The sequence below is a fragment of the Amycolatopsis acidicola genome (assembly GCF_007713735.2).
GTDB classification, from domain to species: domain Bacteria; phylum Actinomycetota; class Actinomycetes; order Mycobacteriales; family Pseudonocardiaceae; genus Amycolatopsis_E; species Amycolatopsis_E acidicola.
This window is the reverse complement of the sequence record NZ_VMNW02000074.1, coordinates 11,693-30,037: the sequence shown is the minus strand read 5'-3', so window position 1 is coordinate 30,037 and position 18,345 is coordinate 11,693. Positions and strand designations below refer to the sequence as shown.

Genomic DNA, 18,345 nt, shown 5'->3' with positions numbered 1-18,345 from the left:
CTGTCCCCACCGGGGGCTCCTTCCGTGCCGGCGCGGCGCGGAAGGAGCCCTTTTTTCGTCCGTCCATTCTTCACAGAACGCCCACAGGACATGCACAACGGCACCCCAGCGCGGTGCCGGATCGTAGAAGCATGACAGCCACGATGCACACCGAAGCCGGTCCACGGCCCGGGACGACACCCGTCGACACGCGGACCGCGCGGCCGGTGCTCGACGTCGTCATTCCCGTCTACAACGAAGAAACCGACCTGGAGCCGTGCATCCGCCGACTCCACGCGCACCTCGCCGCCACGCTCCCCTACAGCTTCCGCATCACCGTCGCGGACAACGCCAGTATCGACGGAACCCTGTACGTGGCCGAGCGGCTCGCGCGCGAATTCGCCGAAGTGGAGGTGCGGCACCTCGCGCAGAAAGGCCGCGGCCGCGCGCTCAACGCCGTCTGGTCCACTTCGGACGCTCCCGTGCTCGCGTACATGGACGTCGACCTGTCGACCGACCTCGCCGCGCTGGGGCCGCTCGTCGCGCCGCTCATCTCCGGGCATTCCGACCTCGCGATCGGCTCGCGCCTCGCGAAGGGGGCACGGGTCGTGCGCGGGCCCAAGCGCGAGTTCATTTCCCGTTGCTACAACCTGATCCTCCGCGGCGCGCTGGCCGCGAAGTTCTCCGACGCGCAGTGCGGGTTCAAGGCGATCCGCGCGGACGTCGCCCGCCAGCTGCTTCCTCTCGTCGAGGACACGGGCTGGTTCTTCGACACCGAACTGCTCGTGCTCGCACAACGCGCGGGCCTGCGCACGCACGAAGTCCCCGTCGACTGGGTGGACGACCCGGACTCGTCGGTGGACATCATCGGGACCGCCACGGCGGATCTCAAGGGCGTGGCCAGGATGATCCGCGGGTTCGCCACCGGTTCCCTTCCGGTCAGCGAACTCCGGGCCCAGCTCGGCCGGGAGCCGATCGGCGTGTCCACCCCCGGCGTGCCCCCGAAACTGGCCACTCAGCTGGTGCGCTTCGCGGTCGTCGGGATCGGGAGCACGCTCGCGTACCTGCTGCTGTTCCTGGTGCTGCGCAACGGAATGGGCGCGCAGGCGGCGAACTTCGTCGCGCTCGGCCTGACCGCGATCGCCAACACCGCGGTCAACCGCCGGGTCACGTTCGGCATCCGCGGCTCCTCGGGCGCGGCGCGGCACCAGTTCGAGGGGCTGATCGTGTTCGGCCTCGGGCTCGTGCTCACCAGTGGCTCGCTCGCCCTGCTCAACGCGCTGGCGTCGCCCGGCGTGGTGCTCGAACTGACCGTGCTGGTGCTGGCGAACCTCGCCGCCACGATCCTCCGCTTCGTCCTGCTCCGCGGCTGGGTGTTCCACCCCCGGCGCCAAGACCACTGAAAAACCCTTGGGAGACAATGATGACCAGCGTCCTGACCGGGCCGCCCCGCACGGAGCCCCGGCACCGCGCCCCGGAACCCGCGCCCCCGCGGGGAAACAGCAGGCTGCGCCGGCTGATCTTCGGCAACGGGGACCAGCCGTCCTGGATCCGGCCTGCCGCGCTCCTGCTGCTCGTCGGCACCGCGGTGCTGTACCTGTGGGATCTGACGGCTTCGGGCTACGGCAACAGTTTCTACGCAGCCGCCGTGCAGGCGGGCACCGAGAACTGGAAGGCATGGCTGTTCGGCTCGCTCGACTCCGGTAACTCGATCACGGTCGACAAACCGCCCGCCGCGTTGTGGGTGGCGGTGGCTTTCGCCCGCGTCTTCGGTTTCTCCAGCTTCACGGTGCTGGCGCCGCAGGCGTTGATGGGCGTGGCTTCCGTCGGCCTGCTGTACGCGACGGTGAAGCGCACGTCCGGTCCGGTGGCCGGGCTGATCGCCGGGGCGGGACTGGCGCTGACTCCGGTGGCCGTGCTGATGTTCCGCTTCAACAACCCCGACGCGCTCCTGGTGCTGCTGCTCGTCGCGGCCGCCTACTGCACCGTCCGTGCGATCGAGAAGGCGAGCCCGAAGTGGCTCGCGCTCGCCGGGGTCGCCGTCGGGTTCGGCTTCCTGACCAAGATGATGCAGGCGTTCCTGGTGCTGCCCGCCTTCGGACTGGCGTACCTGACCGCCGCGAAGACCTCGCTCGGAAAGCGTTTGCTGCACCTGCTCGGCGCCGTGGTCGCGGTGGTCGTGTCGGCGGGCTGGTACGTGGCGCTGGTGGAGATCTGGCCGGCGAGCAGCCGTCCGTACATCGGCGGTTCGACGACCAACTCGTTGCTGGAGCTCGCGCTGGGCTACAACGGCCTCGGCCGGATCTTCGGCGGCGAGGGCAACGCCGGTGGTGGCGGCGGCGGTGGTTTCGGCGGCACCGCGGGCATCACCCGGCTGTTCAACTCCGAGTTCGGTGGCGAGATCTCGTGGCTGCTGCCCGCCGCGCTGATCGGGCTGGTCGCCGGGCTGTGGTTCACCCGCCGGGCGGCCCGCACCGACAAGACGCGGATGGCGCTGGTGCTGTGGGGCGGCTGGCTGCTGGTCACCGGCGTCGTGTTCAGCTACATGAGCGGCACCGTGCACCCGTACTACTCGGTGGAGCTGGCCCCGGCGATCGCCGCGCTGATCGCGATCTCCGGTCAGGCGCTGTGGCGCGGACGGCACAACGTCCCGGCGCGGGCGGTGCTCGCGGCGATGATCGCGGTGACGGCGATCTGGGACTACATCCTGCTGGCCCGCGATTCGGACTACCTGTCGTGGCTCAAGTTCGTGATCATCGTGCTGGGCGTGCTCGGGGCGACCGCGGTGGCGGTCGGGGTGCACGAGTTCCGGCGGATGGCGACCGTGCTGATCACCGCCACCGTGCTGGTGTTCGGTCTCGGCAGCACCGCGTACGCGGTCACCACGGCGAGTGTGGCGCACACCGGCTCGACCCCCACGTCGGGGCCGACGACGAGTTCGATGGGCGGCATGGGTGGCGGAATGCCCTCCGGCAGCGCACCTTCGGGCACCGAACAGGGTGGCACGCCGCCCGGCCAGTCCACTTCGGACTCGTCGGGCACTGCGTCCCGCGGGATGATGGGCGGCGGCTCGTCGTCCAGCACCGAGCTGACCACGTTGCTCTCGCAGACGACGACGAAGTGGGCGGCGGCGGTCGGCAGCTCGCAGACCGCGGCGGAGCTGGAGCTCTCCAGCGGTAAGGCCGTGATCGCGATCGGCGGCTGGAGCGGCACCGACAACTCGCCGACGCTCGAGCAGTTCAAGTCCTACGTCGCCTCGGGGCAGGTGAAGTACTACATCGCCGGCGGCGGCATGGGCGGCGGGATGAGCGGCAGCGACTCGTCCTCCAGCGCGATCGAGCAGTGGGTGGAGGCGAACTACACCGCCACCACCATCGGCGGCACGACCGTGTACGTGCTCAGCTGAGTCCGGAAACGAAGGCGGGGCCGGGTGTGATCCCGGCCCCGCTTTCGCTGTGATGTCACAGGTTCGCTTCACATCCGGCACAGCCTTGCCACAGCGGAGGGGACGAAACTCGAAGACACAGGCCGAAGGAGGGCATCATGCTCCACCCTCTCACCCAGACTCCCACCTGGCACACCGCGAGCGCGCAGGGCCCGCGCTTGGTCAACGCCGACGCCGTGGGCGCCTACGCCGATCCCGCCACCCAGCAGGTTGTCTTCGCGCTGGCCGACGGTGTCGGCGACGACCAGTTCGCCGCGCGGGCCGCCCGACTCGCCGCGGCCGCCGCGGTGCGGACGCCGGCGGCGGAAGGCCCGATCGCCGCGCTGCTGGCCGCGCAACGGGCGCTGCGCGCGGACCCCACGGCGGGCGACTGCGTTCTCGTGGTCGCGTTGCCGTTCGCCGAGGGATACCGGATCGGCTGGGTCGGCGACGTACGGGCCTACGCGTGGACGGGCTCCACGCTGCGGCAGCTGACGAAGGACCACACGCTGGCGGAGTACTTCCGCGACCGGGGTGAGGAGGTGGTGCCGCGCATGGAGCACATCGTGACCACCAGTGTCCGCACCGCCGAGGCGACCGCGTTCGGGCGGGCGGAGGTGCACGGCGCGGCCGGGCTGCTGCTCACCAGCGACGGTGTGCACAAGAACCTGTCCCCCGCGGCGATGGCCGAACTGCTGCGCCACCCGGCGAACGCCGCACAGTCCCTTGTGGACTCCGCCCTAGCCGCCGGCGGAACCGACAACGCGACGGCGATGCTCGTGGAGGACGCCCCCTTTTCAGACCTGACCACGGAAGCCATCCCGACGGCGGCGTGAATGCCGTCCGTGCCCGCGACGGTGCTGGCGAGGGCGGGTGCTCCGGTGGATTGGGCACGGCGCGAGCGCTGCGGCAGCAACGCCAAGTGCGCCGGTGCGTGTTCTCGGTTACGTGAGCTCGGTTCCGTTTTCGGACAAAAGTGGTTCACCGGCCTGAGCGGCCCGGAGTGCAATGGCGAGACGCGCCGCGAGCGTTGCTTTCAGCGACGGCACCGCGTCGAGGAAGAAGAGCCCAGCGGAAACGATCTCCGGATCGGTCAGCTCCAGCGCGGCGACCTCGGCGTTGGTGATGAGCCCGCCGTCGAAGACGAACGCGATGCCTTCGGGCATGCGGCCGTCGTCCGGCACATAATCGATCACCAGGAGCCGGGTGAACACACGCTCGATCCCGAGCTCCTCACGTACCTCGCGGGACGCGGCCGCCCATGGCGACTCGCCCGCATCGACGGAGCCGCCGGGGATCTCCCACTGTGCCTTGTAAGAAGGCTCTACGAGCAGCACCCGGCCTTCGGCGTCGCGAAACAGGACGCCCGCCGACATGCGCTTGCGGTCGAGCGAACGCACGTACTCGTCGAACGGCAAAAGCTCCACCCGCCGACACTACAAGGGCGCGCCCGCACCGTGATGCGGACGCGCCCTGCCTCGTGGAGGGTCTCGGCGCACCCGACCGTGTGCGTGCCCTGCCCGGGACCCCCGAGGACCGGCCACGGTGGTGCCGCGGCGTACCGCGCCGCCGCCGCGGCACCACCACCCCCGCGAACGGGCTCAGCCCGTGGTCGGCAGGGTGTTGGTGGTGGCGACCACCGAGTAGTAGTGCGCCGAATGCTTCAGCGTCCGGCGCTGCGTCTCGTAGTCCACGTGCACCAGGCCGAAGCGCTTCGAGTATCCCTCCGCCCATTCGAAGTTGTCCAAAAGGGACCAGTAGAAGTACCCGCGGAGATCGACCCCCTGCGTCAGCGCCGCGTGCGCCGCCCGCAGGTGTGCTTCGAGGAAGCCGATCCGGTCGGTGTCGACGATCTGGCCGTCGCTGCCGACGACGTCCGGGTAGGCCGCGCCGTTTTCCGTGACATACAAGGGAATGTGCGGATAATCCCGGTGCACGTTCACCAGCGTCTCGGTGAGCCTGTCCGGCTCCACCTGCCAGCCCGACGCCGTCAGCGGCACCGTCGGGTCCGGGATGAAACGCACCTCCTCCGCCCCGATCCACTCCGGCCCGGCGGGCTCCGAACCCGGCACCGGCTCGCGGGTCACCTCGTAGCCCCGGTAGTAGTTCACCCCCAGCATGTCGATCGGCGCGGAGATCAGCTCCAGATCGCCTTCGCGCACGAGCTCGCCGAAACCGAAGCGGGCCAGGTCGGTCAGCAGGTCCTCCGGATAACGCCCGAGCAGCACCGGATCCATGAACAGCCGGTTCATGAGGCCGTCGATCTTCCGGACCGCTTCGGCATCCTCGCCCCGCACCGGGTACAGGTTCAGCGTGATACCGGACTCCGCCGCCGGGGCGTACCGCCGCAGCTCCGCCATTCCCAAACCGTGCGCCAGCAACAGGTGGTGCGCCGCCGCGGCCGCCGCCTCCGGATCCTGGCGCCCGGGCGCGTGCACACCCGAGCCGTAGCCCAGAAAAGCCGAGCACCACGGCTCGTTCAGCGTGGACCACAACGGAACCCGGTCACCGAGCCGTTCCGCCACCGCCTCCGCGTAGCCGGCGAACCGGAAGGCCGTGTCGCGGTTCGCCCAGCCGCCCTTCTCCTCCAGCGCCTGCGGGAGATCCCAGTGATACAGCGTGGCCCACGGCCGGATCCCGTTGGCCAGCAGCTCGTCCACCAGCCTGTCGTAGAAATCGAGCCCGCGCCGCTCCACCGGCCCGCCGTCAGGCCGCACCCGTGACCACGCGATCGAGAACCGGTACGTGCCGAGGCCCATGTCCCGCATCAGCGCGACGTCGTCGGCATATCGGTGATAGTGGTCGGCCGCCGGCTCCCCCGTATCGCCGTCGGCCACCGCGCCGGGACGGCGGCAGAAGGCGTCCCAGATACATTCCGTGCGACCGTCCACAGTGGTCGCGCCTTCGATCTGGTACGCGGCGGTGCTGGCACCCCACACGAAACCGGTGGGAAACTCCAGCCCCGCCGCGAGTCGTTCACCCAGAACAGACATGCCTAACCTTTCACAGCACCCTGCATGATCCCGGCCACGATCTGGCGGCCGAGCAGCAGGAAGACGATGAGGATGGGAATCGTGGCCAGCGTGGTCCCCGCCAGCACGAGCGAGTAGTCGACGTAGTAGCCGCTCTGCAGCCGCTCCAGCGCGAGCTGCACGGTCGGGTTCTCCGCGTTCAGCACGATGAGCGGCCAGAGGAAATCGTTCCACGACATCATGAACGTGAACATCGCGAGCACCGCCGCGGCGGGCCGGATGGCGGGCACGCACACATTCCAGAAGGTACGGAACACGCTGCAGCCGTCCACCCGCGCCGCCTCGATCAGCTCGTACGGCACGGCGTCCACAATGTACTGGCGCATCCAGAACACGCCGAACGCCGTGACCAGGTTCGGCACGATCACCGCCTGCAGATGCCCGGCCCAGCCGAACTGGGACATCGCGATGAACAGCGGGATGATGCCCAGCTGCGTGGGCACGGCCAGCGTCACCACGATGAACACGAACAGCGGGTTGCTGCCGCGGAAGCGCAGTTTGGCGAAGGCGAATCCGGCCAGCGACGAGAACAGCACCGTGGTCAGGGTGACCGTGCCGGACACGATCACGCTGTTGCCCAGCGCCTTCCAGAACGCGACGAGGTCGAACACGCGCGAGGCGTTGGCGAAGAAGTTGCCGCCCGGCACCAGCGACGGGAGGCTTTCCCCGAGCATCCCGCTGTCGCGGCTGGCGACCAGGAACGACCAGTAGAACGGGAAGAACGAGAACAGCACGAACACGACCAGCGCCGCGTAGACGAAGAAATTGGGCTTGCCCAGCCGGGAGTTCATTTCAGCCTCCCCATTCTCCTGGTGAGCAGGAAGTTGACCAGCGCGAACACGATGATGATCAGGAACAGCACCCAGGCGATCGCGGACGCGTAGCCGAGGTCGAAGTTCTCGAAACCGAACTGGTACATGTACAGCGTCACGGTCTGGAACTGGTGCGTGGAGCCGCCGTTGTTCGAACCGGGCATCGCGTCGAACAGCTTGGGCTCGGTGAAGATCTGCAGCCCGCCGATGGTCGAGGTGATCACCACGAAGATCAGCGTGGGGCGCAGCATCGGCAGGGTCACGTGCACGAACCGGCGGATCGCGCCCGCACCGTCCACAATGGAGGCTTCCATCACATCCTTGGGCAGCGCCTGCATGGCGGCCAGCACGATCAGCGCGTTGTAGCCGGTCCAGCGCCAGTTGACCATCGTGGCGATGGCGACGTGGCTGGCGAACCGGTTGGCCTGCCACTCCACCCGGTCCAGCCCGAGCCCCTCGAAGATCGAGTTGACCAATCCGTAGCGGGGCCCGAAGAGGTTGCTGAAGATGATGCCGAGCGCGACCAGGCTCGCCGCGTACGGCAGCAGCACGCCGACCCGCCACGTCGTCGGCCCGCGCAGCCGCATGTTCAGCAGCGCCGCGAGCAAGACGGCGACGATCACCTGCGGGATACTCGAGAGCAGGAAGATCGAAACCGTGTTGACCAGCGCGTTCCAGAACTGGCCGTCGCCGAAGAGGTCGACGTAGTTGCCGAAGCCGAGGAACTTCGGGTGGTCGTCGCCGATCTCCCAGTCGAACATCGAGACGTAGGCCGTGTAGAGCAGCGGGAACAGGCCGGCCACCCCGAAGACGACGAAGAACGGCGCGATGTAGAGGTAGGGCGAGTACTTGACGTCCCAGCGGGACAACCGATAGCGCCACTTCGTCCGGGGTGACGGTTCCCCGTCGGGTGTTCGCCGCCGTGGTTCGACCACGGTGCTCGTCATCCGGTCTTTCCTTTCCAGGCCGCACCGGCGTGCCCTGGCCGCGGCCGCGGGCACGCCGGTGGCAGGGTCACTTGACGATCTTCTTGGCGCCGTCGACGACCTGTTGCCAGGCCTGGTCCGGTGGCATGCCCTGTTCCACCGCGGTCAGCGCGGGTTTGGTGACGTTCTCCTGGATCTGGCCGTCACCGGGGCCCTTGTACTGGGCCTTGGTCACCTTCTGTGCCTGGGTGGCGTAGAGCTGGCCGATCTTGACGTCGCCGAAGTAGGCGTCGGTCTGGTTCAGCAGCTCCGGCGAGGTCAGGTCCTGCACCTGGCTGGGGAAGTTCCCCTTGGCCTGGAAGGCTTTCAGCTGCTGCTCGGGCGCGGTCAGCCAGGCCGCGAGCTCCGCGGCCTCCTTCGGGTGCTGGCTCTGCTTCGGCACGGTCAGATACGAACCGCCCCAGTTGCCGCCGCCGTTGGGGAAGGAGTCGGTGACCGCCCACTTGCCCGCGTTCTCCGGGCCGGAGTCCTCCTTGACGACGCCGAGCATCCACGACGGGCACACGGTGGTGGCGAAGGCGCCCTGCTGGAACCCGGTCTTCCACTCGTTGCCGAACGCCTCGAGCTTGGCCGACTGGCCCTGCCCGATGGCCGTGGTGATCCTGGTCCAGGCGTCCTTGATGCCGGGGTTGGTCTCGATCGTCAGCTGGTCGTTGCGGTCGAGGTAACCGGTGTCGAGCTGGTTGACCATCGAGTTGTACAGCTGCGAGGACGCGTCGAACCATGGCTTGCCGGTCTTCTGCACGTACTGCTGCCCGGCCGCGAAGTAGCTGTCCCAGCTGGCGAACATCGCCTTGACGCTCGCCGGGTCCGTCGGCAGGCCGGCGGCGGAAAGCAGGTCGGTGCGGTAACACATCGCGAGCGGCCCGATGTCGGTGCCGTAGCCGATGAGCTTGCCGTCCTTGTCCTTGCCGCCGTCGTACTTCCACGACAGCCACCGGTCGGCGGTGACGTCCTTGGGGCCGATCTCGGTGAGGTCGTTGAACTTGCTCGACTTGTCGATGATGTCGGAGAAATGGCCCTCCTCCACCGCGACGACGTCTTCGAGCCCGGAGCCCGCGGCCAGTTTGGTGATCAGGTTCTGGTGGTACGGGCCGCCTTCCCCGGTCTTGTGGTGGGTGATCTTGATGTTGGGGTGCAGCTGCTGGTACTCGGTGAGCAGGCTTTCGTAGCCGAACTCGGTGAACGTGCCGATGGTCAGCTCGATCTGCCCGGAGTCACCGGACGAGGACCCGCCGCCACCGCAGGCGGCCAGGCTCGCGCCCAGCACCGCCAGTCCGATCGCGAGGCTCACACCCTTGTGAAGATGTCGCACGTCTCTTCCCTTGTTAGTGGGGTTCGCGGGAGAGAACTGGGAGCGCTCCCAGAACGAGACTGAGTGTGTCCCCGACCACCACGGGTGTCAAGTTGCGATATGGTTGAGAGCGCTCCCAGCAGGAAGGGTGGGTACGTGGACGATCGGCCGACTTTGGAAGACGTCGCGGCGTTCGCCGGGGTGTCCCGTTCCACCGCGTCGCGCGCGCTGAACGGCGACGCGAACGTGAGCAGCCGTGCCAAGGATGCCGTACTGGCCGCGGCGCGGGATCTCGGCTACTCCCCGAACCAGGCCGCGCGTTCGCTGGTCACCCGGCGCACCGGCGCGGTCGCGGTCGTGCTGTCGGAGCCGGAGGACCTGCTGCTCGGCGACCCGTACCGCAACGCGGTGATGCGCGCGGCGTACCGGGCGCTGGCCGACTCGGGAAGCCAGATGGTGTTGCTGTTCAACGACGGACCGGACGACCACGCCCGCACCCTGCGCTTCCTCGAAGGCGGTCACGTGGACGGCGCGCTGGTGTTCGCGCCGCACCGCGCCGACCCGCTCCCCCGCGCGCTGCGCCTGCTGCGGTTGCCGATCGTGTTCGGCGGGCAGGCGGGCAATCTCACCCGCGGGGTGCACGTCGTCGACTTCGACAACCAGGACGGCGCACGCCTTGCGGTGCAACACCTTCTGGACCGCGGACGCAGGCGGGTGGCCACCGTCGCGGGGCCGCAGGACCAGACGGCGGCGGTGCACCGGCTGTGGGGCTGGGAGAAGACGCTGACCGACGCCGGGCTCGATCCCGACGGGCTCGCCGAGGAAGGTGACTTCACTTTGGACGGTGGCCGCGCGGCGATGGAACGGTTGCTGGCAAGGCATCCCGACGTGGACGGGGTGTTCGTGGCGAGCGACCTGATGGCCGCCGGCGCCCTGCGCGCGTTGGCGGCGGCGGGAAAACGCGTGCCGTCGGACGTGTCGCTCGTCGGTTTCGACGATCACCCGATGCTGGCGCCCACCCTGGAGCCGCCGCTGACCACCGTGCACCAGGCGCCGGCGGATCAGGTGGGGGAAATGGTGCGCACCCTGAACGCCTTGCTGGCAGGCGAACCCGTCACCCCGCGGCGCACGGTACTGCCGGTTTCGGTCAAGATCCGCGAATCCGCTTAGCGAGTTCCGCGACGGTCGCAGCCCACCTAGTGTCTCGTGATCTTGTGGTCCTTACGCGCGGGTGTGTTTGCCCGCCAGGGCGCCGAGTTGGCCCCTGGCGTCGCCGAGTTGGCCCGGGACGTCGCCGAGTTGGCCGACCGCTGCCGCCGTGGGCAAACTCAGCGACCGGAGCGGCAAAATCAGTGACGCAGCGGGCAAACTCACCGACCGCAGGGGCAAACACGGCAACGTAAACCGGACAGGGTCACGAAATACTTGTTGGCCAATCACCGACGATTTTGTTCCACCGCAAGACAACCGTAGGCTGGGAGTAGGCGCGCGGAGGCGGGGATGGCCATGCGGATCGCGGTCAGGGCGGAGCGGTTGTTCGACGGTTCCCGGATGCTCGCCGATCCGGTCCTGGTTCTCGACGGCACCCGGATCGCCGGTGTCGACTACGACTTCCCGCCCCCGCCGGACGCGCTGGTCGTCGACCTGCCCGGCGCGACCCTGCTGCCCGGGCTGATCGACACGCACCTGCACCTGGCGTTCGACGCGAGCCCCGACCCGGTGGCCGCGCTCGCCACGAGAGATGACGATGCCGCCTTGCGCGCCATGGGGGTGGCGGCCCGGCGGGCGCTGCGTGCGGGTGTCACGACGGTCCGCGATCTCGGCGACCGCGGCTATCTCGCCCTGACGATGCGGGACAGGCCGGGGCACCTGCCGACGATCCTCGCCTCCGGGCCGCCGATCACCGTGCCCGGCGGCCACTGCCACTACCTCGGGGGCGCGGTGGCGCCCGGCGGAATCCGTGCCGCGGTGCGGGAACACGCCGAACGCGGGGTGGACGTCATCAAGATCATGGCGAGCGGCGGCACGTACACGCCGGGCACGCGCCAGGAGGACCCGCAGTTCGAACCCGGCGAAATCCGGGCAGCGGTCGAGGAAGCACACCAGCACGGACTGCCGGTCACGGTGCACGCGCACGCCACGAAGTCCATTGTGGACGCCGTCGATGCGGGCGTTGACGGGATCGAGCACGTCTCGTTCTGGAGCGCCGACGGCGTCGACGTGCCCCCGCCGGAGCTGATCCGCCGCATCGCGCGGCAGCGGATCGTGGTCGGCGCCACGATGGGCATCCGCCCGGTGCCGGGCGTGCAGCCGCCGGCCAAGGTGGCGCGCCGGCTACCGCTGATCCACGCGAACCTGCACCGGCTGGTGAAGGCCGACGCGCGGCTGGTGGCGGGCTCGGACGGCGGGCTGAGCCCGCTGAAACCGCACGACGTGCTGCCACGCGCGCTGCCCCTGCTCGTGCGGATCGGCTACCGCCCGGCGCAGGCGCTGCGGGTGCTCACCGAGGTAGCGGCGGAGGCGTGCGGGCTGGCCGGTCGCAAGGGCCGCCTCGCGCGCGGGTTCGACGCCGACGTGCTCGCCGTGGACGGGGACCCGATCGAGGATCCGGCGGCGTTGTGCCGGGTGCGGGCGGTGTTCGCGATGGGCAGCCGGATCGCCGCCGGTGTGCCCCCGCCGGGTTGATCCACCACGGCGGCCGCCCGGCGAGGGTACGGTGTCTTCGTGAGTGAAAAGGACATCATCGGCAACATCGACGGGCTCATCGCGGAGGAGCACGAACTCCGGCAGCAAGCCATCGGTGACGGTCTGGACGAGGCGGGCCAGGCCCGGATCAAGCAGGTCGAGCAGCAGCTCGACCAGTGCTGGGACCTGCTCCGCCAGCGGCGCGCGCGGCGCGAGTTCGGCGAGGACGAGACCTCCGCCGAAGTGCGCCCGGCCACCGAGGTCGAGAACTACCGCCAGTAGCGCGGTTCCTTCGCGGACGGTGACGATGTCCTGCCCGAGCGCAGGGCATCCACCGCTGTCGATACCGCCCCGCGGCGTCCAGCACGGCCTCGATCTCCCGGTTCGCCTTCACAGCCCGCGCTCAGCCTTTACCCAACTCCCTGCCAACTTCGCGGGCGACGCTGGGACGGACTGGGAAGGAGTCCGGACAGGTGCGAGCGGAACGGCAAGCGCGGCTGCTGGTCGTGGACGACGAACCGAACATGGTGGAACTGCTCGCGGCGAGCCTGCGCTTCGCCGGGTTCGAGGTGACCACCGCTCCGGACGGGCCCGCCGCGATAGCCGAGGCACGCCGGAGCAGACCGGACCTGATGGTGCTCGACGTGATGATGCCCGGGCTCGACGGGTTCGACGTGGTGCGGCGGCTGCGCTCGGAAGGCATGCGGGCGCCGGTGCTGTTCCTCTCCGCGCGCGACGCCCCGGAGGACAAGGTCACCGGCCTGACCCTCGGCGGCGACGACTACGTCACCAAGCCGTTCAGCCTGGACGAGCTCGTCGCCCGGATCGACGCGGTGCTGCGCCGCAGCGGCGGGGCCGGCGCGGTGCCGCCGTCGGAAAAACTGACGTTCGCCGACATCGAGCTGGACGAGGGCACGCACGAGGTGTTCAAGGCCGGTGAGCAGGTGGAGCTTTCGCCCACCGAATTCCGGCTGCTGCGCTACTTCCTGCTCAACGCGGGCCGGGTGCTGTCGAAGGAGCAGATCCTGGCCGGGGTGTGGCAGTTCGACTTCAACGGCAACAACGGCGTGATCGAGTCCTACGTGTCCTATCTGCGCCGCAAGATCGACACCACCGAACCGCGGCTGCTGCGCACCGTGCGAGGGATCGGCTACCAGCTTCGCGCGCCGCGGCGATGACCGGCGTCCGCGCCTGGCTGCGGACTTCGATCGCCCGGATCCCGCTCCGCACGATGCTCATCGTGCTGCTGCTCGCCCTGATCCTGGCCGCGCTGCTCGCCGTCGCGTTCGCCTCCACCGCGGCGCTGCACTCCTATCTGCTCGACGGGATCGACGAGCGCCTGCACCAGGTCGTGAAGGGGGCGAGCGGGTTCAGCGGCGTCCAGCAGAACTCCGCGCCCCGCCTGCCCAGCGACTTCGTCGTCGTCGTGACCGACGCGTCCGGGCACGTGCTCAACACCATCGCTTCGCCGCTGCAGCAACAGGCCGCGACCCCGGCGATCCCGGTCATGACGCCCGCGCAGGTGCAGGCGCTCGGCGGCGGGTTGTTCACGGTCGATTCAGCTGGTGGCGCGGACGGCAGTTGGCGGGTGCTGGCGACAGTGGGCTCGGACGGTTCGTCTTCGGTGTTCGTCGCGACCAGCCTGTCCGAGGTCGACGCGACGATGAGCAGGCTGTCGCTGCTGGACCTGCTCATCGGCGGGATCGTGCTGCTGGTGTTCGCGGTGCTCGCGCGCTGGCTGGTGCGGCGCAGCCTGCGCCCGCTCACCGAGGTGGAGCGGACCGCCGAAGCGATCATGGCCGGCGATCTGGCCCGCCGGGTTCCCTTGCGGGACACCAGGACCGAGGTCGGCAAGCTGAGCCTGGCGTTCAACAGCATGCTCAACCGGATCGAGTCCTCGTTCCACGCGCAGCGCGTGTCGGAGTCCAGCGCGCGCCAGTCCGAGGAACGGATGCGGCGGTTCATCGCCGACGCCAGCCACGAGCTGCGCACGCCGCTCGCGTCGATCCGCGGGTTCGCCGAGCTGTACCGGCACGGCGCGGGCAGCGACAGCCTCGACGTGCCGCGGATCATGAGCCGGATCGAGTCGGAGTCGATCCGGATGGGCAGGCTCGTGCAGGACCTGTTGCTGCTGGCGCGCCTCGACGAGGAGCGCGAACTGCAGTTCGGGCCGGTGGACCTGGTGGAGCCGGCGGTCGACGCGGTGCACGACGCGCGTGCGCTGGCCCCGGAACGCACCATCTCCCTCGACGTGGACTGCGCGGGCGGGCCCGCCGTCGTCCACGGCGACGACCACCGGATCCGGCAGATACTGGCGAACCTCGTCGGCAACGCGGTCAAGTACACCGACGCTTCGATCACCGTGCGGGTGCGCACCGGCGACAACGGGTTCGCCGCGCTGGAAGTGGCCGACGACGGGCCGGGGCTGTCCGAAGAACACGCCGCGCGGCTGTTCGAACGCTTCTACCGCGCGGACATCTCGCGTGCCCGCTCCAGTGGGGGTTCCGGGCTCGGGCTGGCGATCGTGGCCGCCATCGCCGCCGCGCACGGCGGACGGGCCGAAGTGGACACTGCGCCGGGCGCGGGCGCCACGTTCCGGATTTTCCTGCCCCTGCGGGAGAAATCACCGGGGTTCAGCGGATCACTGCCGGTCACTGGGTGAATTCACCGGACTGATACAGCAGATTCCCAGGTAGCGCGGCGAAGCTGGGTGTCATGAGACGACGCCTGGCCGCCGCGCTGCTCGCGGTGCTGCTCCTGGTCGCCGCCTGCTCGTCGGGCACAAGTACGAAGCAGGGCACCAGTTTCGCTCCCTATGTCGACGTGACGGGCACGCACACCGCCCTGAACGAGATCGCGAACACCAGCGGGCAGAAGGACTTCGTGCTCGCGTTCGTGCTCGCGAGCGAGTCGGGCTGCACGCCGGCCTGGGGTGGCACGAAGTCGCTCGCGGACAGCACGATCACGCAGGAGGTCAACGCGCTCAAGGCGATGGGCGGCAGCGTCACCGTCGCCACCGGCGGCGCGAACGGCACGTACCTGGAGAACACCTGCACCAGCGCCACCGCGCTGACCACGGCCTACGAATCGGTGCTGGACACGATCGGCACCAACTCCCTCGACCTCGACATCGAGCAGGATGTCCCCACCGCCACCGTGGCGCAGGCACTGAAAACCCTGCAGGACCAGCGGGGCACGAAGATCATGCTCACGCTTCCCGTCGACAGCACCGGGTTCACCGACTCCGGGCTCACCCTGCTGCGCGCGGTCAAGGCGGCCGGGGTCGACATGACCGTGAACGCGATGCTGATGAACTTCGAGGAGACCGGGGACTGGGCGAGCAGCCTGGTGTCCACAATGGACGCCGTCACCACGCAGGTGAGGAGCGTCTGGACCGATCTCGACGACAACGGTGCCCACCGGATGCTCGGTGCCACGCTGATGATCGGCCGGAACGACACCGGCCAGGTGACCACCACCGACATCGCCCGCACCGTGGCGCAGGCCGCCGTCGACCGCGACCTCGCCTACCTCGGCCTGTGGTCGGTCAACCGCGACAACGGCGACTGCGCCGGCACCACGACCACCAGCGGCACCTGCAGCGGCGTCTCGCAGTCCGCCTACGAGTTCACCCACCTTTTCCAGCAGTTGGCCTGAAAGGACGTTCCCATGCTGAAAGCCCCGCAAAGACCCGCTGACGAACCGACCGTCCGCCTGCGTCTTCCCGCCTCCCTGACCGCCCCTTCGGAGCCGGTGTTCGTGGACAGCAGCGGCCGCCGCCTGCTCTGGCTGCGGCTCGCGCTCTTCGGCGTCGCGATCGCGTGCGTCGTGTTCGTCGTCGCGCTCGTGCTCAGCGTGACCGCGGGCGGGGTTTCGCCCAGCGTCGCGGCTTCCATCCCGACCACCGCGTCGAAGTGAGAGGCCAGCGCGCGCTGAAGGGTCTGCGCCGCGCCCCGCGCTGGATACTCGCCGGGATCGTCACGGTGCTGTTGGCCTGCCTGCTCGCCGTCTCCGGCGTGGCCAACTCCGCCATCGGCAACGACGCGGACGCGGATCCCAGCGGCAACGCCAGTTCCGTGCCCTCGTCGATCCTCAACGGCGGCGCGATCATCGACGCCACCGGCGATTCCGTCGTCTCCTACGACGTCCCGGACAAGACGATCGTGCTCACCTTCGACGACGGCCCCAGCGACACCTACACCGAGGAAATCCTTTCCGTCCTGGAAAAGTACGACGTGGACGGCACCTTCTTCGAGGTCGGCTCCAACATCACCAAGTACCCGGACGAGGTGAAGGACCTGGTGGACAGCGGTTCGGAGATCGGGCTGCACACCTTCACCCACCCCGACCTGACCAAGGTCTCGGACACGCGGATGGAGCTGGAGCTGTCCGAAACCCAGCTGGCGCTTTCCGGTGCCGCGGGCGTCACCTCGAACCTCGTGCGCCCGCCGTATTCGGCCACGCCCAAGGCGCTGGACAACGACGACTACTCCGAGGTGCAGAAGCTCGGCGATCTCGGCTACATCACCGTACTGACCGATTTGGACAGTGAGGACTGGCAGACCGACCTGAGCGTGGACCAGATGGTGGCCAACGCGACCCCCGAAAACGGGGAGGGCGCGGTCATCCTGATGCACGACGCGGGTGGCGACCGGAGCAAGACGGTCGCGATGCTGGAACAGCTGATCCCCAAGCTGAAGGCCGAGGGCTACACGTTCACCACCGTCAGCGGCGCGCTGAACATGGCCAAGTCCAACGGGGCGGCCAGCGCCTCGGACCAGTGGCGGGGCAAGGTGCTCGTCGGCGCCGTCGGCGTCTCGACCGGGTTCCTCACCACGCTCAGCTGGTCCCTCGTCGGTGTCGGCGTGCTCACCGTGGGACGGCTGGGGCTGATGCTCGTCTTCGCCCGCAGGCACAAGAAGAAGCGGCGCGACCCCGGCTTCCGCTGGGGCCCGCCCGTGCGGGCCCCCGTCTCGGTGATCGTCCCGGCGTACAACGAAAAGGAGTGCATCGAGGACACCATCAGGTCACTGCTGGCCAGTGATCATCCGGTCGAGATCATCGTGGTGGACGACGGTTCCACCGACAACACCGCGGAGCTCGCGCGCGGCATCGGGCATCCGGCCGTGCGGGTGATCGAGCAGCGCAACGGCGGGAAGGCCTCCGCGCTCAACACCGGGATCGCCGCCGCGCGGCACGAGCTGATCGTGATGATGGACGGCGACACGGTGTTCGAGCCGACCACCGTCGGCAGGCTGGTGCAGCCCTTCGCCGATCCGGAGGTCGGCGCGGTGGCTGGCAACGCGAAGATCGCCAACCGGCGCGGGCTGCTCGGCAAATGGCAGCACATCGAGTACGTGATGGGTTTCAACATCGACCGCCGCGTCTACGACTCGCTGCGCTGCATGCTGACCGTGCCGGGCGCGGTGGGCGCGTTCCGCCGCCGGGCGCTGCTCGAGGTGGGCGGCGTCAGCGACGACACGCTCGCCGAGGACACCGACCTCACGATCGCCTTGTCCCGCAAGGGATGGCGGGTGGTCTACGAGGAACGGGCCCGCGCGTGGACGGAGGCTCCGTCGAAGATCCGGCAGCTGTGGATGCAGCGCTACCGGTGGTGCTACGGGACGATCCAGTCGATGTGGAAGCACCGGCGGGCGATCTTCCAGAAGGGCCCGTCGGGGCGGATCGGCCGGTGGGGGCTGCTGCACCTGGCGCTGTTCCAGGTGGTGCTGCCCACGATGGCGCCGCTGATCGACATCCTCACGGTGTACGGGATGTTCTTCCTGAACCCGTGGCTGACCGGCGGGCTGTGGCTGGCCATGCTGCTGGTGCAGCTGCTCGGCGCGGTGTACGCGTTCCGGCTGGACGGGGAGAAGCTGCGCCCGTTGTGGCTGCTTCCCTTGCAGCAGATCGTTTACCGGCAGCTGATGTACGGCGTGCTGATCCAGTCCGTGATGACGGCGCTGGCCGGGACCCGGTTGCGCTGGCAGAAGCTGCGCCGCTCCGGCGGCCTCGGCTCGGCACTGCCCGCGCCCGGCGCCGGGCCGGGAACCATCAGCGACCTCCCAGCGGTTTCTGGGCCCGCACCCAGGTCCGGGGCGCAGCCTGGGAATACCGAAGACAGGAGGTAGCC

The 18,345-nt window shown here is 69.2% G+C and carries 16 protein-coding genes; 11 read left to right on the top strand and 5 right to left on the bottom strand.

Translation table 11 applies throughout. The features are described 5' to 3' along the window. The first annotated feature begins 131 nt into the window (after nt 1–131). From FPZ12_RS34120 to FPZ12_RS34110, 3 genes are all read left to right on the top strand, one after another. The gene (locus FPZ12_RS34120; RefSeq protein WP_166462997.1) at nt 132–1,382 is read left to right on the top strand and encodes a bifunctional glycosyltransferase family 2/GtrA family protein; all 1,251 of its coding nucleotides are present in this window, start codon (nt 132–134) and stop codon (nt 1,380–1,382) included. 20 nt (nt 1,383–1,402) lie between these two features. After that, nucleotides 1,403–3,385 carry an ArnT family glycosyltransferase gene (locus FPZ12_RS34115; RefSeq protein WP_144750114.1) on the top strand — a complete coding sequence of 661 codons (1,983 nt, stop codon included), beginning with the start codon at nt 1,403–1,405 and terminating at the stop codon, nt 3,383–3,385. Nucleotides 3,386–3,522: 137 nt separating this feature from the next. Next, nucleotides 3,523–4,239 (top strand): PP2C family protein-serine/threonine phosphatase, encoded by a 717-nt coding sequence (locus FPZ12_RS34110; protein ID WP_144750116.1) that lies wholly within the window; start codon nt 3,523–3,525, stop codon nt 4,237–4,239. A gap of 108 nt (nt 4,240–4,347) precedes the next feature. On the opposite strand, the gene FPZ12_RS34105 is transcribed toward FPZ12_RS34110, so the two are convergent. The 5 genes from FPZ12_RS34105 to FPZ12_RS34085 all read right to left on the bottom strand — a co-directional run bounded on the left by FPZ12_RS34105 (nt 4,348) and on the right by FPZ12_RS34085 (nt 9,548). Beyond that, nucleotides 4,348–4,830 (bottom strand): NUDIX domain-containing protein, encoded by a 483-nt coding sequence (locus tag FPZ12_RS34105; RefSeq protein WP_144750118.1) that lies wholly within the window; start codon nt 4,828–4,830, stop codon nt 4,348–4,350. A gap of 174 nt (nt 4,831–5,004) precedes the next feature. After that, nucleotides 5,005–6,396, bottom strand: a complete 1,392-nt coding sequence (locus tag FPZ12_RS34100) for a GH1 family beta-glucosidase (protein ID WP_144750120.1) — start codon at nt 6,394–6,396, stop codon at nt 5,005–5,007. Between the two features lie 2 nt (nt 6,397–6,398). After that, nucleotides 6,399–7,226, bottom strand: coding sequence for a carbohydrate ABC transporter permease (locus tag FPZ12_RS34095; protein ID WP_144750122.1), 828 nt, complete (start codon nt 7,224–7,226; stop codon nt 6,399–6,401). After that, nucleotides 7,223–8,194, bottom strand: coding sequence for a carbohydrate ABC transporter permease (locus tag FPZ12_RS34090; RefSeq protein ID WP_144750124.1), 972 nt, complete (start codon nt 8,192–8,194; stop codon nt 7,223–7,225). The genes FPZ12_RS34095 and FPZ12_RS34090 overlap by 4 nt, the downstream gene beginning before the upstream one ends. A gap of 67 nt (nt 8,195–8,261) precedes the next feature. Further along, nucleotides 8,262–9,548 carry an ABC transporter substrate-binding protein gene (locus FPZ12_RS34085; protein WP_144750126.1) on the bottom strand — a complete coding sequence of 429 codons (1,287 nt, stop codon included), beginning with the start codon at nt 9,546–9,548 and terminating at the stop codon, nt 8,262–8,264. 99 nt (nt 9,549–9,647) lie between these two features. On the opposite strand from FPZ12_RS34085, the gene FPZ12_RS34080 reads away from it, so the two are divergent. From FPZ12_RS34080 to FPZ12_RS34045, 8 genes are all read left to right on the top strand, one after another. Continuing rightward, on the top strand, nt 9,648–10,697 hold the full coding sequence (locus FPZ12_RS34080) for a LacI family DNA-binding transcriptional regulator (RefSeq protein WP_144750128.1): 1,050 nt from the start codon (nt 9,648–9,650) through the stop codon (nt 10,695–10,697). Between the two features lie 330 nt (nt 10,698–11,027). Continuing rightward, nucleotides 11,028–12,212 carry a metal-dependent hydrolase family protein gene (locus tag FPZ12_RS34075; protein ID WP_144750130.1) on the top strand — a complete coding sequence of 395 codons (1,185 nt, stop codon included), beginning with the start codon at nt 11,028–11,030 and terminating at the stop codon, nt 12,210–12,212. 39 nt (nt 12,213–12,251) lie between these two features. Beyond that, entirely contained in the window at nt 12,252–12,494 is a 243-nt protein-coding gene (locus FPZ12_RS34070; RefSeq protein WP_144750132.1) for a DUF2630 family protein, read from the top strand. Nucleotides 12,495–12,685: 191 nt separating this feature from the next. Beyond that, the gene (locus tag FPZ12_RS34065; protein ID WP_279537845.1) at nt 12,686–13,390 is read left to right on the top strand and encodes a response regulator transcription factor; all 705 of its coding nucleotides are present in this window, start codon (nt 12,686–12,688) and stop codon (nt 13,388–13,390) included. Then, nucleotides 13,387–14,874: a sensor histidine kinase gene (locus FPZ12_RS34060; protein WP_144750134.1), complete on the top strand. Its 1,488-nt coding sequence runs from the start codon at nt 13,387–13,389 to the stop codon at nt 14,872–14,874. The genes FPZ12_RS34065 and FPZ12_RS34060 overlap by 4 nt, the downstream gene beginning before the upstream one ends. Before the next feature lie 53 nt (nt 14,875–14,927). Next, nucleotides 14,928–15,869 carry a glycoside hydrolase family 18 protein gene (locus FPZ12_RS34055; RefSeq protein ID WP_144750136.1) on the top strand — a complete coding sequence of 314 codons (942 nt, stop codon included), beginning with the start codon at nt 14,928–14,930 and terminating at the stop codon, nt 15,867–15,869. A 12-nt stretch (nt 15,870–15,881) separates the two neighbouring features. Next, a complete protein-coding gene (locus FPZ12_RS34050) occupies nt 15,882–16,130 on the top strand; it encodes a hypothetical protein (protein WP_144750138.1) in 249 nt (82 codons plus the stop codon). Beyond that, nucleotides 16,127–18,343 (top strand): bifunctional polysaccharide deacetylase/glycosyltransferase family 2 protein, encoded by a 2,217-nt coding sequence (locus tag FPZ12_RS34045; RefSeq protein WP_243770182.1) that lies wholly within the window; start codon nt 16,127–16,129, stop codon nt 18,341–18,343. The genes FPZ12_RS34050 and FPZ12_RS34045 overlap by 4 nt, the downstream gene beginning before the upstream one ends. Nucleotides 18,344–18,345 lie beyond the last annotated feature (2 nt).

Excerpts from the sequence above, each read along its gene's own strand:
- FPZ12_RS34080 (WP_144750128.1), top strand. The coding sequence starts at position 9,648 with ATGGTTGAGAGCGCTCCCAGCAGGAAGGGTGGGTACGTGGACGATCGG.
- FPZ12_RS34110 (WP_144750116.1), top strand. The coding sequence starts at position 3,523 with ATGCTCCACCCTCTCACCCAGACTCCCACCTGGCACACCGCGAGCGCG.
- FPZ12_RS34120 (WP_166462997.1), top strand. The coding sequence starts at position 132 with ATGACAGCCACGATGCACACCGAAGCCGGTCCACGGCCCGGGACGACA.
- FPZ12_RS34050 (WP_144750138.1), top strand. The coding sequence starts at position 15,882 with ATGCTGAAAGCCCCGCAAAGACCCGCTGACGAACCGACCGTCCGCCTG.
- FPZ12_RS34060 (WP_144750134.1), top strand. The coding sequence starts at position 13,387 with ATGACCGGCGTCCGCGCCTGGCTGCGGACTTCGATCGCCCGGATCCCG.
- FPZ12_RS34115 (WP_144750114.1), top strand. The coding sequence starts at position 1,403 with ATGACCAGCGTCCTGACCGGGCCGCCCCGCACGGAGCCCCGGCACCGC.
- FPZ12_RS34055 (WP_144750136.1), top strand. The coding sequence starts at position 14,928 with ATGAGACGACGCCTGGCCGCCGCGCTGCTCGCGGTGCTGCTCCTGGTC.
- FPZ12_RS34075 (WP_144750130.1), top strand. The coding sequence starts at position 11,028 with ATGGCCATGCGGATCGCGGTCAGGGCGGAGCGGTTGTTCGACGGTTCC.
- FPZ12_RS34100 (WP_144750120.1), bottom strand. The coding sequence starts at position 6,396 with ATGTCTGTTCTGGGTGAACGACTCGCGGCGGGGCTGGAGTTTCCCACC.
- FPZ12_RS34090 (WP_144750124.1), bottom strand. The coding sequence starts at position 8,194 with ATGACGAGCACCGTGGTCGAACCACGGCGGCGAACACCCGACGGGGAA.
- FPZ12_RS34095 (WP_144750122.1), bottom strand. The coding sequence starts at position 7,226 with ATGAACTCCCGGCTGGGCAAGCCCAATTTCTTCGTCTACGCGGCGCTG.